This is a genomic window from Sphingobium sp. RC1 (genome assembly GCF_059738765.1).
Genome location: NZ_AP027306.1, coordinates 1,522,033 through 1,538,306 on the forward strand (window position 1 = coordinate 1,522,033; position 16,274 = coordinate 1,538,306).

Annotated in this window: 12 protein-coding genes; 8 read left to right on the forward strand and 4 right to left on the reverse strand. The window is 63.2% G+C overall.

The window, feature by feature from the left end; all coding sequences use genetic code 11:
- Positions 1 to 6: 6 nt before the first annotated feature.
- The 6 genes from tsaE to trxA are packed head-to-tail and all read left to right on the forward strand — an operon-like array spanning position 7 to position 8,874.
- Positions 7 to 444 carry a tRNA (adenosine(37)-N6)-threonylcarbamoyltransferase complex ATPase subunit type 1 TsaE gene (gene tsaE, locus AC6JBC_RS07475; protein ID WP_498026025.1) on the forward strand — a complete coding sequence of 146 codons (438 nt, stop codon included), beginning with the start codon at positions 7 to 9 and terminating at the stop codon, positions 442 to 444.
- Positions 441 to 1,427 carry an aminoglycoside phosphotransferase family protein gene (locus AC6JBC_RS07480; protein ID WP_498026026.1) on the forward strand — a complete coding sequence of 329 codons (987 nt, stop codon included), beginning with the start codon at positions 441 to 443 and terminating at the stop codon, positions 1,425 to 1,427. The genes tsaE and AC6JBC_RS07480 overlap by 4 nt, the downstream gene beginning before the upstream one ends.
- Complete coding sequence (locus tag AC6JBC_RS07485) at positions 1,424 to 2,134, forward strand: nucleotidyltransferase family protein (RefSeq protein ID WP_498023673.1); 711 nt, start codon at positions 1,424 to 1,426, stop codon at positions 2,132 to 2,134. Before AC6JBC_RS07480 ends, AC6JBC_RS07485 begins: the two co-directional genes overlap by 4 nt.
- The gene (gene addB, locus AC6JBC_RS07490; protein ID WP_498023674.1) at positions 2,127 to 5,102 is read left to right on the forward strand and encodes a double-strand break repair protein AddB; all 2,976 of its coding nucleotides are present in this window, start codon (positions 2,127 to 2,129) and stop codon (positions 5,100 to 5,102) included. Before AC6JBC_RS07485 ends, addB begins: the two co-directional genes overlap by 8 nt.
- Entirely contained in the window at positions 5,083 to 8,523 is a 3,441-nt protein-coding gene (gene addA, locus AC6JBC_RS07495) for a double-strand break repair helicase AddA (protein ID WP_498023675.1), read from the forward strand. The genes addB and addA overlap by 20 nt, the downstream gene beginning before the upstream one ends.
- Positions 8,524 to 8,553: 30 nt before the next feature.
- Entirely contained in the window at positions 8,554 to 8,874 is a 321-nt protein-coding gene (trxA, locus tag AC6JBC_RS07500; RefSeq protein ID WP_498023676.1) for a thioredoxin TrxA, read from the forward strand.
- A gap of 101 nt (positions 8,875 to 8,975) precedes the next feature.
- Here the strand turns inward: trxA and AC6JBC_RS07505 are convergent, their stop codons facing one another.
- Both AC6JBC_RS07505 and argJ read right to left on the reverse strand, forming a co-directional pair.
- Positions 8,976 to 9,773 carry an inositol monophosphatase family protein gene (locus AC6JBC_RS07505; RefSeq protein ID WP_498023677.1) on the reverse strand — a complete coding sequence of 266 codons (798 nt, stop codon included), beginning with the start codon at positions 9,771 to 9,773 and terminating at the stop codon, positions 8,976 to 8,978.
- Positions 9,773 to 10,999, reverse strand: a complete 1,227-nt coding sequence (argJ, locus tag AC6JBC_RS07510; protein WP_498023678.1) for a bifunctional glutamate N-acetyltransferase/amino-acid acetyltransferase ArgJ — start codon at positions 10,997 to 10,999, stop codon at positions 9,773 to 9,775. The genes AC6JBC_RS07505 and argJ overlap by 1 nt, the downstream gene beginning before the upstream one ends.
- Positions 11,000 to 11,162: 163 nt before the next feature.
- On the opposite strand from argJ, the gene secA reads away from it, so the two are divergent.
- A complete protein-coding gene (gene secA, locus AC6JBC_RS07515; protein WP_498023679.1) occupies positions 11,163 to 13,895 on the forward strand; it encodes a preprotein translocase subunit SecA in 2,733 nt (910 codons plus the stop codon).
- A gap of 242 nt (positions 13,896 to 14,137) precedes the next feature.
- Here the strand turns inward: secA and AC6JBC_RS07520 are convergent, their stop codons facing one another.
- Both AC6JBC_RS07520 and AC6JBC_RS07525 read right to left on the reverse strand, forming a co-directional pair.
- Entirely contained in the window at positions 14,138 to 14,560 is a 423-nt protein-coding gene (locus tag AC6JBC_RS07520; RefSeq protein ID WP_498023680.1) for a DUF983 domain-containing protein, read from the reverse strand.
- A gap of 292 nt (positions 14,561 to 14,852) precedes the next feature.
- Positions 14,853 to 15,092, reverse strand: a complete 240-nt coding sequence (locus AC6JBC_RS07525; protein WP_464794818.1) for a hypothetical protein — start codon at positions 15,090 to 15,092, stop codon at positions 14,853 to 14,855.
- A 207-nt stretch (positions 15,093 to 15,299) separates the two neighbouring features.
- On the opposite strand from AC6JBC_RS07525, the gene AC6JBC_RS07530 reads away from it, so the two are divergent.
- Entirely contained in the window at positions 15,300 to 16,205 is a 906-nt protein-coding gene (locus AC6JBC_RS07530; protein ID WP_498023681.1) for a LysR family transcriptional regulator, read from the forward strand.
- Positions 16,206 to 16,274: the final 69 nt, after the last annotated feature.

The window sequence follows — 16,274 nt, forward strand, 5'->3', positions numbered from 1 at the left end:
CTGACCATGCCCGACGAAGCGGCGATGCTGGCCCTCGGCCGCCGTCTGGCTGACGTGGCGCGCATCGGTGACGTCATTGCGCTGGAAGGCGGCCTTGGTGCGGGAAAGACAACGCTCGCGCGCGGCATATTGGAGGGGCTTGGCCTTGCAGGCGAGGCGCCAAGCCCCAGCTTCGCGATCGTCCAGCCCTATGATGTGCCGGAGGTGAAGCTCCCCGTCGCCCATGTCGACCTCTACCGCCTTGATAATGCGGAGGAGGCGCAGGAACTGGCTCTGGACGAATATCTGATGGACAGTCTACTGATTGTCGAATGGCCCGACCGCCTGGGTCCGGATGCATGGCCGCATGCGCTGCGGCTACACATCGACATCGAACCCGACGGCGCTCGGCGCTTGACAGTGCGCGTGCCGGACGCTTGGACAGAGCGATGGTCGCAGATATGATCCCGCCCGCTTCCGCTCCCGCCTTTCTCTCAGCTGCGGGGTGGGGGCATGCCGCTATCGTCCCGCTGGCCGGTGATGCGTCGTTCCGTCGCTACTTTCGCGTGGTCGATGGCGCGCGCCGTGCCGTGCTGATGGATGCGCCGCCGCCACATGAGGACCCGCGCCCCTTTATCGCCATTGCCGAACATCTGACGGGACAGGGTTTTGCTGCCCCGGCGATCCTTGCCCGCGACCTGGAACAAGGTCTGGTACTCATTGAGGATTTCGGCGACTTGCGAGTCAAGGAACATCTGGACGATGTCCCCGCCGACGAGGAAGGCGTTTATAGCCGCGCAGTCGAGCTGCTCGCTGATCTTCATCGCCAGCCTGCCGCCGACCTGCCGCCCTATGACCGCGCGGTCTATCAACGCGAAGCAGGCCTGCTCACCGAATGGTATTGCCCCGCGATCGGCCTCCCTGTCGATACAGATGCCTATACGCGGGCCTGGGATGCCGTGCTCTCGATCGTGGAGCAATCCGCCAGCCCCGTCGTCACAGTGCTGCGCGACTATCATGCCGAAAATATCATGCTGATCGATCGACCTGAAGTTCGGGGGCTTGGCCTTCTCGACTTTCAGGACGCTCTTGCCGGGCATCCCGCTTATGATCTCGTGTCGCTGCTTCAGGACGCTCGACGCGATGTGCCGCCGGAGGTGGAGGCCGCGATGATCAGCCACTACAAAGCCATCGCAAATCCCCCAGCCGACTTCGATGCTGCCTATGCTGTGCTGGGCGCGCAGCGGAATGCGAAGATCATCGGCATCTTCACGCGCCTGTGGAAGCGGGACGGAAAGCCGCGCTACCTGACCTTCCTGCCGCGCATGTGGGACTTGCTGGAGCGCGACCTGGCGCATCCCGCGCTCGCGCCGGTAGCGGACTGGTTCGCCGCCAACATCCCAGCGGAAAAGCGCCACCTTGCGCTTCAGGATAACGTCCCCGCATGATCGACACGGCAATGCTGATGGCGGCGGGCCTTGGGAAGCGGATGCGCCCGCTCACCGCCACGCGTCCAAAGCCACTGGTCAAGGTAGCTGGCAAGCCGCTGATGGACCATGCGCTGGACCGGCTGTCCGCTGGCGGCATCCGCAAGGTGGTGGTCAATGTTCATTACCTCGCCGACACGGTCGAGGCGCATCTCAACGCCCATTCCAACGGCATGCAGGTGCTGATCTCGGACGAGCGTCCCAAGCTGCTGGAAACGGGCGGGGGTTTGATCCATGCCCGTGCCCTGCTGGGCGACAATCCCTTCTTCTGCGCGAACAGCGACAATCTCTGGATCGACGGGCCGCAGGAAACGCTGAGTATGATGCAGCGCCTGTGGGACCCCGATCGCATGGACGCGCTGCTGTTGCTGGTGCCGCTCGCCCGCGCCCATTGCCACACGGGACCGGGCGACTTTCACATGGACGCCTCTGGACGGGTGAGCCGCCGCAAGACGAGCCATGTCGCGCCCTTCGTCTTTACAGGCGTGCAGATCCTTTCGCCCAGCCTGCTGGTCGATCCGCCATCCGACGTCTTTTCGACCAATATCTTCTGGAACCGCGCTATCGAAGCGGGGCGCCTCTACGGCGTTTCCCATCATGGCCTCTGGTTCGACGTCGGCACGCCGCGCGCCATTCCCTTTGTGGAGTCGATGCTCGCTCATGGGTGATCGCACCCGACCCGCCTTGTTCAATATCCCAGCTCACCGCGCCTTTTCCGACGCCTTGGCAGCGGGCATATTTGCGCAGCATGGTGCTGACCCGATGGCACTTGCGCAGGGCATGATCCTGCTGCCCACCAACCGCGCGATCCGCGCTGTCAGCGATGCTTTTGTTCGCCGATCGGCTGGAGGCCTGCTTCTTCCCCGATTGGTCGCGATCGGCGATCCTGATCTTGGCGAACAGGCAGGCGGCGCGCTCGATCCTCTGGCGGAGGGGGAGGCCATTTCCCCGGCCATCCCGCCCATGCGCCGCCAGATGATCCTGGCCCGCATGGTTCAGCAGGCATCCGGCCAGCCAATGGACGCCGCGCAGGCGATCAAGCTCGGCCAGGCGCTCGGCACAGTGCTCGACCAGATGCAGGTGGAACGGGTGCCCATCACCGCGCTTTCCGAACTCACGCTGTCGGATGAACTGTCGGGCCATTGGCAAAGATCGCTCGATCTATTCTCCATCCTCATTCGCCGCTGGCCCGAGGAATTGGCACGGCTTGGCCTCATTGACTTGGCCGACCGACGCAATCGCCTGTTCGATCGCCTCGCCGCACGTTGGGCCGCAGAGCCACCATCCGGCTTCGTGATCGCCGCTGGCATAGCCACGACCGCTCCGGCGGTTGCGGGTCTGCTTCGAAGGATTTCTGTCCTGCCGCGCGGCAGCGTCGTTTTCGCTGGCCTCGACCATGAAATGGACGAAGCCGCATGGGACGCCATCGGTCCATTCGCGCCGGACCCCGTTACCGGCCGTGCGCCTCCTGCGCATGAAACCCATCCCCAATATACCCTGAAGCGCTTGCTCAATGGAATGAGCGCCACGCGCGATGACGTAGCGCTGTGGCGCTGGGGCAGCGAGCATGATGCGCGCGCCGTCCGCAGCCGCAACATATCCAACGCGATGCTCCCTCCGCGCCTCACCAGCCGCTGGCGCGATCTGAAAACCGCCGACCGCTCACTCACAGGGGTAGAGGCTCTGGAAGTCGCCACGCCCGGCGAGGAAGCGCAGGCCATCGCCATCGCCCTGCGTGAGGCAGTGGAAACACAGGGCCGCACCGCCGCGCTGGTCACGCCTGACCGGCAGCTCGCTACGCGCGTGTCGGCGCATCTGGCGCGCTGGGGAATATCAGCCGACGATTCCGCTGGTCTCCCGCTGTCCCGCTTGCCGCCGGGCACTTTGCTTATCGCGTTGGCCCAGGCGGTGGCCGAACGCTTCGCGCCCGTGGCGCTGCTCACTTTGCTCAAGCATCCGCTGGTCATGCGCGGCGAAGAACGCCTTCCGTGGCTGGAAGGCGTGCGCGGCCTCGACCTGCTGCTTCGCGGCCCGCGTCCTCCTGCTGGCCTTCAAGGGGTAGACTTGCTCCTCGCCGAACGGGAAGGAGAGGATCGCCAGCAAGCCTTGCGAGCCCAAACGCGGCAATGGTGGTCACAGGCACGCGCGTTGCTCGACCCGCTGGAGCAAGCCTGCGCCGCCGCCCCCACATTCGCCGCTCAACTGGCGGCGGTTCGCGAACAAGCCGGAGTATTGACCGGCGATGCCATATGGTCCGGTGTCCAGGGCCACGCCGCCGCCGATCTGTTCGCCGAGATGGAACAGGCGGCCCCCGAAGGCCCTCAACAATCTGACATCCGCTCCCTCCCGACCCTGCTCGACAATATGTTGGGTGGCGTTTCGGTGCGCCCGGTTCAGGGCGGCCATCCGCGCATCTCGATATTGGGTCTGATCGAGGCCCAGCTGGTTCAGACTGATCTAATGATCCTCGGCGGCCTCAACGAGGGCACATGGCCCGGCCTGCCATCACCCGACCCCTGGCTTGCCCCCCGTATCCGGCGCGACCTTGGCCTGCCCGGCCTCGAAACCCGCATCGGCCGCGCCGCTCATGACTTTGCCAGCGCACTGGGCGCTCCCCACGTCCTCATCACCCGCTCCAGAAGGGGTTCGGGAGGCCCCGCCATAGCCTCCCGCTTCTGGCTGCGCCTCAAGGCCATGGCTGGTCCACAATGGAAGATCGCCGATCGTTACGCTGCGCTGGCACAGGCACTCGATCGCCCAGCGCGGCACCAGCCAAGCCGCCGTCCCGCGCCAGTGCCACCCGCCTCCGTCCGCCCGAAGCTGATTCCCGTCACGGATGTCGACCGGCTGAAGGCTGATCCCTTTGCCTTCTATGCCAAGCGGATATTGCGCCTTAACCGCCTTGATCCGGTTGATGCCGACGCGGGTCCCGCATGGCGCGGCACGGCGGTCCACGAAATCCTCCAGCGCTGGGCAGAGGCCGGGCAACGCGATCCCGCCGATCTGGAAGCCCGCGCCCGCGCCATGTTCGACCGGCCCGATGTCCACCCGTTGCTGAAGGCGCTCTGGCAACCAAGGTTGATCGAGGCTATCCGCTGGATCGCTGCTGAGGTGACCGCCGATCAGGCAGCGGGCCGCTCCATCCTTGGGGTGGAAACGGACGGCCGCGCGGAGATCGCCGGAGTGACCCTCACCGGCAAGGCGGATCGCATCGACCGCATGCCCGACGGCTCGCTCGCCATCGTGGACTATAAAACCGGCAAGCCCCCCAGCGCGAAGCAGGTGAAGGCGGGCTATTCACTTCAATTGGGCTTGCTGGGCCTCATCGCCGAACAGGGTGGCTTCCCTGCCATCGATGGCGCCGGAACCGCAGGATGTTTCGAATATTGGTCGCTGGCCAAGAAGAACGACGCCTTCGGCTATCGTGAAAGCCCCGTCGATCCCATGGGGAAGCGAGACAAGATCGTGACGACGTCCTTCACATCGCTCGTCCACGAATGGTTCGAGAAGATCGCGGGGGATTATCTGACCGGCAACGCCCCCTTCGACGCGCAAGTAAACCCCGAAGTCGCCAGCTACGGCGACTATGACCAGCTGATGCGGCTGGAGGAATGGTATGGCCGCGACGATGGCTAGGAGGACCTCTGCCCTTCAGCCGCTGGCCGGAGCGCAGGCGCGTGCCGCTTCGCCCGACGCGCATGTATGGCTGTCGGCCTCTGCGGGCACAGGCAAGACGCATGTGCTGACCGCGCGCGTGTTCCGCCTGCTGCTGCAGGGCGTGCGGCCTGAAAACATCCTCTGCCTCACCTTCACCAAAGCGGGCGCGGCGGAGATGGCCGACCGCATCCATGACCGGCTGGCCGCCTGGGTCCAGATGGAAGAAGGCGAACTGTTCGAAGATCTGGAGGCGCTGCACGAGGACAGCGGCCCGGAGGCGCGAGACCGCGCTCGCCGCCTTTTCGCTGAGGTGCTGGAATCAACTGGCGGCGGCCTTCGCATTCAGACCATCCATGGCTTTTGCCAGCAGCTGCTGACCGCCTTTCCTCTCGAAGCCGATCTGCCCCCCGGCTTCCGCCCCCTCGATCAGCGCGAGCAGTCGGCGCTCGCCCGCCAGACGCTGGCCGATCTTGCCGTCACCGCGCAGGATCAGCGGGACGACAGGCTGATGGAAGCGCTTCAGGCGATCAGCCTCCGTCTGGGCGAAGGCGGCGCTGAACAATTCCTGCTGCGTTGCGCTTCCCATCTTCCCGCACTGGAGCAACTACCAGACGACATCGCCACGTGGCTCTATCGCGAACTGGGCCTACCGGAAGGCGACGTCCTTGCGCACCTCGCAAGCCAATGTGAAGACGCGCAGTTCGACATGCGATCTCTCGCCTGGATCGCTCAGGCAAATGCCGATTGGGGCACCGGCCGCGCTCTGGAACGCTGTGATCGCATAGCCCGATGGCGCGCGCTCAGCGCATTGGACCGGGCGGAAACCCTCGCAGACCTTCACGCCGCATGGGCAAAGGCGGACGGCGACCTGATCTCGGCCAAGGGATGGGTTCCGCCAGTCGATGGCTATGGAGAGGCAAGCGCGCGCCTCCATTCCCGTTGCGCCGAGCTGTTGAGCCTCAAGGCGCTCGCCGCCTATGCCGATCTGCTCGCCGAAGGACTGCATGCAGGCCGCGCCTATGCCCGCGCCTATCATGAGGCGAAGCAGCTTGCGGGCGCCGTGGACTTCAACGACCTGATCGCCCGCACTGCGGATCTCCTGTCCCAGCCCGGCATCGCCGACTGGATCCGCTACAAACTGGACCAGCGCATCGACCATATCATGGTGGATGAGGCGCAGGACACGAACGTCAGCCAGTGGCAGATCGTCGGCGCGCTCGCTGCCGAATTCTTCGCAGGAGAGGGGGCCAAGGGTGATCGCATCCGCACCATCTTCACCGTCGGTGACTTCAAGCAGGCGATCTTCGGCTTTCAGGGCACCAGCCCCCAGGCCTTCGCTGCCGCGCAGATACTGTTCCAGCGTCATGCGGAAGATGCCGACCATATCTTCCACGACCTGTCGCTTGAACGCAGCTTCCGCTCCACGCCCGCCGTCCTCGACGTGGTCGATCACACGATCGCGACCTTAAGCGCCGAGCGGCTAGGCCTGCCTTCGGGCGCAGTCCAGCACATCAGCGCCAACCGCTTCCCCGGTGAGGTCCTGCTGTGGAAACCCACCATCGCAGGCTTGTCCGACGACGCAGAAGGCGAGGAAGACTGGGCCGCCGATCAGGAACGTCTCCTTGCCCAGAATATCGCCCGCCAGATCCGCCAATGGATCGACGACGGCATGATGCTCGAAAGCCGGGGTCGCCCGGTGACGGCAGGCGACATCATGATCCTCGTCCGCCGCCGCAGCGAACTCGCCCGGCTGATCGTCGCGCGTCTCTATGAGGAGGGGGTGGCCGTCGCGGGGATCGATCGCCTCCGCCTGAACGCACCGCTTGCCGTGCGCGACCTGCTCGCCGCGCTCCGTTTCGCGGTGCAGCCGGAGGATGATCTCAACCTGGCCTCCCTGCTGGTATCGCCGCTGATCGGCTGGACGCAGGATGACCTGATGGCCCGCGCCATGAACCGTCGCGTCAGTCTGTGGCAGCATCTTACCCGCACGCTGGATGAAGGCACGCTCGCCCCGCTTCGCACATTATTGACACGCGCGGACCTCACCACGCCTTACCGCTATCTCGAATCGATCCTGTCTGGCCCTATGGAGGGCCGCCGCCGACTCATCGAACGTCTGGGGATTGAAGCCGCCGATCCGATCGAGGAACTGCTTAATGCCGCGCTTGCCTTCGAAACGGACGATCACCCATCCTTGCAGCGCTTCGTGGACTGGTTCGACCGGGGCGAAGTGGAGATCGTCCGCGATGCAGCCGCGCAGGGCGATTCGCTTCGCCTTCTTACCGTGCACGGCGCGAAGGGGTTGCAGGCGCCGGTCGTCATCCTGGCTGATGCCTGCCTCGATCCCGATGCCGGAACACGCAGCGATTCCCTGGAATGGAACGGCCTGCCTATCCTGGCCCCGCGCAAAACCGAACGCCTTGGTCCTATCGGGGAAGTTCTGGAAGACGCGCGCGCCGCCGAGCGGGAGGAGCATTGGCGGCTGCTCTACGTCGCTCTGACCCGCGCAGAGGAAAGGCTGGTCGTCACCGGCTCGCTCGGCCCCCGCGCGCGCGGCCTGCCGCAACCCGAAAGCTGGTTCACCGCCGTTGAAAACGCCCTGATCGCCCTTGGCACGGAGTGGGAGGACGATCATCTGTGGGGCGCCCGGCGTCGCTGGCTCGGCGCGGAAACCCTGCCTCCACGCGCGCTTGAAAAGAGCGCCGCGATGGAAAGGGTGGCGCATCCCGAACCCGCTTGGCTCCGTCAGCCCGCACCAGAGGAAGCCCGTCCACCCCGGCCCCTCGCGCCCTCTGCTCCGGTAGAGGACGACGTGCCTTATCCGCCGCCTACCCCGGCGATGAAGGCGGCAAGCGATCGGGGGCGCTGGCTTCACGCTTTGTTCGAACGTTTGCCCGATGTTCCACCCGAACAGCGCCGCGAACGCGCCGGTCGCTGGCTGGAGCAGCAGGGCGCGGCAGATGCATCATTGCGCCATGACGTCATCTCGCAGGCCCTTCGCGTGATCGAGGACAGCGACTTCGCACCGCTTTTTGCGCCCGGCGCTCTCGCTGAAGCACCTGTCGCGGCGGTCGTCGGCGACATGGTGATTTCCGGCACCGTCGATCGTCTATGCATCGGCCCCGATCGCGTGCAGGTCGTGGATTTCAAGACCGGCCGCGTGGCGCCGCTCGGCGTGGATGAAGTGCCCAGCGCCCATGTCCGGCAAATGGCCGCCTATGCCGCCGCGCTTCAGGTGATCTTCCCGGATCGGAGAATTGAGGCGGCATTGCTCTACACCAGCGCCCCGCGCCTCATCACCCTTCCGGCTGATCTTCTGGCCGCGCACAAGCCGGGCTTTCCTCCCGCGCAGGAGAATTTGCCGCCGTCACCCGTTGAGACGGACGCGTCACCGTCCTAGATATCCGCCCAACTGAAGGAGAAATATAATATGGCTACCAAGGCAGTCACCGACACCAGCTTCCAGGCGGATGTGATCGACGCAGACAAGCCAGTGCTTGTCGATTTCTGGGCGGAATGGTGCGGCCCCTGCAAGATGATCGGCCCGGCCTTGGAAGAAATCTCCGAGGAACTGGCTGACAAAGTCATCATCGCCAAGATCAACATCGACGAAAATCCCGACGCGCCCGGCAAATATGGCGTGCGCGGCATTCCGACGATGATCCTGTTCAAAAATGGCGAAGCTGCAGCCACGAAGGTCGGCGCAGCGCCCAAGAGCGCGCTCAAGAGCTGGATCGAAAGCGTCCTCTAATCCGCCCATGACTCTCTCTCCCCTTTAGGGGTCGATGAGAGGCACGTGACTCTCATCGAGGTTGGGGAGAGGGGAAAGCGCAACCTCTCCACCAACACATCTCAACGGAACAACGCCTCCACAGCCGCCTCCCACAACCGCGGCGACGAAGCCCCCAACAACCCCCGCCGCAAATCGCCCACCACATAAGGCGACCCATCCAACCGCTGACAACACCCGCCAGCCTCGTTCAGAAAAAGCGTCCCAGCGGCATGGTCCCACGGCAATGTCCGCGCAAAGACCGAAACATCATTCTGCCCCAGCACCAGCCGGGGATATTGCTCCGCCGCACAGCGCGGAATGTCCACAAGCGCAAAGCGGCCTTCCGCCCGCCGCTGAATATCGGCGCGCTCGTCCGGCGTCATGAAATAAACCGCCAGCGCCGCAATCGGCAGCGGATCGCCGCTTTCCCGCGCCCGGACCTGCTCGCCATCGATATAACTGCCAGCGCCCAATGTAGCGTGACACAAACGCCCGGACAGCGGGTCCAATATCCATCCGGCGAGCGTCGTCCCCGCGTCGGCTAATGCGATCATGATACCGAAAGGCGGCCGCCCAGCCGCGAAATTGCCTGTCCCGTCGATCGGATCGATGATCCAGTTAAGCCCGTCGCCTGCTCGCTCCAATATTGCCGGGTCCGCCGCGCAGGCCTCTTCGCCGATAACTCCAGCTTCCGGCAGTATGCGGCTCAGCCCTTCGGCCAGCCTGATCTCGCTTTCCTTGTCGGCTATGGTGACCAGGTCGTCCGCAGCCTTCTCGCTGATTTCCTCGATCCGCAGATTCTGGTAGCGCGGCATCACGATGTCCCGCGCTACCTCGCGCATCAACGCGACGACATCGTTATGCAGCTCCATCGGCATCAGCTACGGTAATCCGCGTTGATCGAGATATATCCCTGCGTCAGATCGCAGGTCCAGACCGTCGCACAGCCCTCGCCAAGGCCAACGTCCACGCCGATCTCAATATCCTGCCCCTTAAGGTGCGCGGCAACCGGCGCTTCGTCATATCCATCTACGGCAAGCCCACCCGCGGCGACCTGCGTCGCGCCGAACCTGATCGACAGCTTGTCCCGATCCGCCGGCTCACCCGCTTTGCCCACGGCCATGACGACGCGGCCCCAATTGGCGTCCTCGCCCGCGATCGCCGTCTTTACGAGCGGCGAATTGGCGATGGACAACGCAATCCGGTGCGCGCTCACGTCGCTCTCCGCGCCTTCGACGCTGATCTCGATGAACTTCGACGCGCCCTCGCCATCGCGCACCACCAGATGCGCCAGTTGCAGGCAAAGGTCGCTCAGCGCCGCCTGAAAGGCATCCGCTCCCGCATCATCCATCGACGTCAACGGGGCGTTGCCCGCCTTGCCCGTCGCAAAAGCCAGCACCGTATCACTGGTCGACGTATCACTATCGACCGTGATGCAGGAGAATGTCCGCCGGTTCGTCGCCGACAGCATCTGCTGCAACAGCTTCGGCTCGACCGCCGCGTCGGTAAAGATATAGCCGAGCATCGTCGCCATATCCGGCGCGATCATGCCCGATCCCTTGATGATCCCCACCAATTCGACGCGCGTCCCGCCAATCATGGCGCTCGTGCGCGCACCCTTGGCATAGGTGTCGGTCGTCCCGATCGTATTCGCCGCCTCTTCCCACTCGCAAGGCACGGCGGAGAAAGCCGCCTCCAGCCCCGCCTCGGCCTTGTCCACGGGCAAGGGAACACCGATCACCCCAGTCGAAGACATGAACACGTCCGAAGGCAGGCACCCCAGATGATTGGCCACCTTAGCCGCGATCGCTTCGACAGCCGCCCGCCCGCGATGCCCGGTAAAGGCATTGGCATTGCCCGCATTCACCACCAGCGCCCGCGCCGACCCGAGCGGAATGGCGTCCCGGCACCATTCGACCTCGGGGGAGGGGCACTTGCTCTGCGTCGTGACGCCAGCAACCGCCGTCCCCTCGGCCAGCTCGACATAGGTCAGATCGCACCGATCCCAATTCTTGTATTGCGCTCTGGCAATGCGCGCCGTGACGCCCGAAATGGCGGGAAGTTCGGGAAAGGCTGCGGGGGCGAGGGGAGAACGCTGTGTCATGAGCGCGGATTAGCGCATATCATCCATCCGTCAATCATTGCCTCGATCGAAGCGGTCAGGCCGCTCATCAATTGACTATCCCACAGCCAAACCCTAAATCGCCGCGCATATCCGTGTGCGTTGCCTTAAAAGGGTGCGCGCTCCCCTTTTGTCAGGAACTTGCATGTTCGGCGCACTCGCCAAGTCCATCTTCGGATCGTCCAACGAACGTTACGTAAAGTCGCTGGGCAAGATCGTCGAACGCATCGCATCTTTCGAACCCGCCATTTCGGCGATGAGCGATGAGGAACTGACGGCCCAGACCGCACGCTTCCGCGAACGCCTGGCGCAGGGCGAAACCCTCGACGACCTGCTACCCGAAGCCTTCGCAACAGTCCGCGAAGCTGCCAAGCGCACGCTTCACCAGCGTCATTATGATGTCCAGATGGTCGGCGGCATCGTCCTCCATCGCGGCGAGATCGCCGAAATGCGCACGGGTGAGGGCAAGACGCTGGTCGCGACGCTCGCCACCTACCTAAATGCGCTGGAGGGGAAGGGCGTCCACGTCGTCACCGTCAACGACTATCTCGCCAGCCGCGACTGCGACTGGATGGGCCAGGTCTATCGTTTCCTCGGCCTCACCACGGGCGTGATCGTCCCGAACCTTAGCGAAGATCAGCGTCGCGAAGCCTATAACGCCGACATCACCTACGCGACGAACAACGAACTCGGCTTCGACTATCTGCGCGACAATATGAAATATGACCGCGCGTCGATGGTGCAACGGCCCTTCAATTTCGCGATCGTCGATGAGGTGGACTCGATCCTGATCGACGAAGCCCGCACGCCGCTGATTATCTCCGGTCCGACCGACGACAAGTCGGAACTCTATGTCTCGGTCGATGCTATCGTGAAGAAGCTGGACGAAGCCGATTATGAGAAGGACGAGAAGCAGCGCACCGTCACCCTGACGGAGGACGGCACGGAAAAGATCGAGCGTCTGCTGGAAGATGCTGGCCTGCTGGAGGGCGCGAACCTCTACGATTTCGAGAACACCGCCGTCGTTCACCACGTCAACCAGGCCCTGCGCGCGGTCGTGATGTTCCGCCGGGACATCGATTACATCGTGAAAGATGGCAAGGTCATCATCATCGATGAATTCACCGGCCGTATGATGGATGGCCGTCGCTGGTCGGACGGCTTGCACCAGGCGGTGGAAGCCAAGGAAGGCGTTCAGATCGAGCCGGAAAACCAGACGCTCGCCTCCATCACTTTCCAGAATTTTTTCCGCATGTATCCCAAGCTCGGTGGCATGACCGGCACGGCCGCAACCGAAGCGACCGAATTCTATGAAATATACAAGATGAACGTCGTCACCATCCCGACCAATCGGCCGGTGCAGCGTGTCGACGAAGAAGACAGCTTCTACAAGAATTTGGAAGACAAGTTCCGCGGTATCGCAAAGACCATCAAGGTCCATGCGGAGCAGGGCCAGCCCGTCCTCGTCGGCACGGTGTCGATCGAAAAGTCGGAAATGCTGTCCGAATTCCTCAATCAGGAAGGCGTCAAGCACGCCGTCCTCAACGCCCGCTTCCACGAAAGCGAAGCCCATATCGTCGCCCAGGCCGGCCGTAAGGGCGCCGTCACGATCGCGACCAACATGGCCGGGCGCGGCACCGACATCAAATTGGGCGGTAACCTCGAAATGCGTGTCGAGGACGAGCTGCGCGACATGCCGGAAGGCCCGGAACGCGAAGCCGCGATCGCCCGCATCGATGCCGAAATCGAGGCTGAAAAGGCCGAAGTGCTTGCGGCCGGTGGCCTCTTCGTCCTTGCGACCGAACGCCACGAAAGCCGCCGCATCGACAACCAGCTGCGCGGCCGTTCAGGGCGTCAGGGCGACCCTGGCCTCTCGCGCTTCTACCTCAGCCTCGACGATGATCTGATGCGCATCTTCGGCCCGGACACGATGTTCGCCAAGATGATCCGCTCGAACCTTGAGGATGGCGAGGCGCTGCCTCCGTCCAAGTGGCTCAGCAAGGCGATCGAGACCGCGCAGAGGAAGGTCGAGGCGCGCAACTACGACATCCGCAAGCAGGTCGTCGAATATGACGACGTCATGAACGACCAGCGCAAGGTCATTTATGAACAGCGCGCCGACATCATGGACGCCGATACGGTTGATGACGTGGTCACCGACATGCGGCATGAGACCGTCAACGACCTGGTCGGCGCCTCCTGCCCGCCGGGCACCTACCCCGAACAGTGGGACATCGACCGGCTGAAGGCCCGCACTGCCGAAATCCTTGGGCTGGAGCCTGATTTCGACGCATGGCTGGCCGAGGATCATGTCGATCCTGAAATGATCGAGGAACGCGTCAAGGCGCTGGCCGACGAATCGGTCGCAGAAAAGGTTGGCGGGATCGATCCGGAAAACTGGCACATGATCGAAAAGTCGATCCTGCTCCAAAGCCTCGACCATCACTGGAAAGAGCATCTGTCGACCCTCGACGCGCTCCGTCAGGTCGTTCACCTGCGCGCCTATGCGCAAAAAACGCCGATCAACGAATATAAGCAGGAAGCCTTCGCCCTGTTCGAACGCATGCTGAGCAACATCCGCGAGGATGTGACCGGCTCGATCGCGCGCGTGCAGTTCAGGATGGAAGAGCCGCTGCCCGAGTTCGACCTGCCCGTGCTTCCCGACTTCATCACCACGCACATCGACCCCTTCTCGGGCGAAGATAATAGCGGTGACATCGACGCGGGTCAGTTGGGCAGCATCACGACCACGCTGCCGCGCCCTCCGGTCGGCAACGCTCAGCCCGGTGAGTTCACCAATCGGGATATCAGCCGCAACGCGCCATGCCCGTGCGGCTCCGGTCAAAAATACAAGCACTGCCACGGCGCGCTCGCTTGAGCGCAAACGGCTAGAGCATCGTGCGCAAAAGTGGGAACCGGTTTTGCGCTTAAAACGATGCGATAACAAAAAAACTAGAGCGCGCGACCTGCGTTCGATTAAACGCAGCGCGCTCTAGCGGCAGTTCTGAGGGCTTATTGAATCCCCGTCATGTCAGAAAACTGGCGCGGCGGGGTTCATATCTGAAACGAGGCTGGCGCGTAGAGGCCATTCTGGAGGGCGATCCATATCGCCCCCATCCCTCAATCCCGCTTGTCCGGCCCATCCCCGTGCAGCTTGGCCCATAAGTCCGCCGTCCCCGCTTCCTGCGCCTTCGTCACATATTGGGCGGCGACCAGCCAGCCCTTGATCGGGCGTAACGGCAACACTGTCGTCAATATGAGCACCGGGATACCGACGGCGATGTGCACCCATAGAGGCGGCCGCGCCAATATCTCCATCATCACGATAAAGATGACGCCAGGAACGCAGGCGAACAACTGCACGAACACCGCTGGGCCATCCGCCGGATCCGCAAAGGAATAATCCAGTCCGCAAATCTCACACCGATCGCGGACGGTAAGAAACCCTTTGAAAATATGCCCTTCGCCGCACCGGGGGCAACGGCCCAGAGCGCCCGTTTCGATCAGCGAACGCCGCGGCAACTTATCCGACGGTTGAACCATGTCCTGCTTTCCCCTGTGCTGATTCCGGGCCTTTGCTTCCACAAGTCCATGTGATGATAGGGGAGCCTAATTCAATTAGCCTTTTTGTCCCACCTGCATATTCCTTTGCTGCAAAGGACGACGTCCGCATTGACGCTACGGCATGGCGGCTGGAAAGTTATCACTGGATTGCAGTCGTCAACAATGTCTGTTAAACGCGCCGCGATTTGGATGCCCGACAGCATACAAGTCGCGCCCCCGGCATCCCTTGCTCGGGGGCGCTTTCATTTTTATCTGCTGCAATCCCCCTAGGTTATTGATGCGCAGGCTTTCCGCCTACGGGGTCGCTTGGCACGTCAAAATTTTCCATGGCGTCATGCAGGACCTGATCGGGACAGGAAGCGGCCAGCGCCCGCACCTTGTACCGCAACGCCAATTCCCGATGCGCCGCGACCTCTTCGGCGGGAGCGTGCCGTGCCAAGGCATCGTTGACCTTGGCAGCTTCTTCCCGTGCGCGCCGGAACAAATAAGGTGCATCCGTTTGCCCAGACATTGCAACCTCCAGATGGTGAGGTGGAAGTGATAGCATGCTGGTTCACAATACTCCTTAACGCGGGTTAAGGCGAGCCGCAGCTACGATCATCTGCAAAAGCGATCGACAGCGTCGATCACGCAGCTGAATTCTCGTCCCGCTTCCCCTTCAAACGGCGGCCATAGTTTCACTCTATGAACTTTCGCCTGATCCAGTGTAGATGACAGCATGCAGACGCGCCTTGTCGAATATTTCCTGGCGTTGGAGCGCGAAGGTCATTTCGCGCGCGCCGCGTCCTATTGCAATGTCTCGCAACCCACCCTGTCCGTGGGCATCGCGTCACTGGAAGCGCAGCTGGGAAAGCGGCTGATCCGGCGCGATCGCAAATATGTGGGGTTGACGGCTGAGGGCGAGGCCATCCTGCCATGGGCACGGCAATTGATCGCCGCTGCCGAAGCCCTTGGTCATGCGGCGGAAACGGCCCGTGGTCCGCTGAAGGGCGAGCTAAGGCTGGGCGCAATCCCCGCCGCCATGCCGGTGATTGGCCATCTCACCGAAGCAATGCTGGAGCGCCACGGGGGCCTTAACATCTCCGTCCGCGCGCTCACTTCGCGGCAGATCGAGCGGGGGCTCGCTGCGTTCGAACTGGACGCCGGCATCACCTATCTCGATTTCGAGCCACCGGCTCACGCCCTGTCAGTGCCCCTTTATACGGAGCGGGCGATCCTCATCGGTGCGGTGGGCTGCGCTTCGATACCCGATCCGCTCGATTGGGCCGATCTTGCGGATCTGCCGCTGTGCCTGTTGCATCAGGGTATGCAGAACAGGCGTATCCTGGACGCGCGTCTGGCCGAACGCGGGCTTGCCCTGCGCCCGGTGGTCACGGCTGACAGCTATGTCGCACTGCTTGGCCTTGTGCAGCAGGGGCGGCTCTGTTCCATCATTCCGGAAAATCACGCCACCTTGCTGGAAGGGCTGACTTGGGCGCGTACCTATCCGCTGCCCGCCACGGCGGAAGGCAGTCGGGTGGGCGTCATAGTGTCTGATCGCGCACCGATGGGGCCGCTGGCTCAAGCTGTCCTCAGCGTCGCGCGTGACCTGCGCTTGCCCAACGGATATCGCGCCGCTTCATAGAATATCCCTATCATCCATTAAGGGCTTCAATTTGACCCGAGCCGGGTGGCCCTGCACGATGGCGTCTGA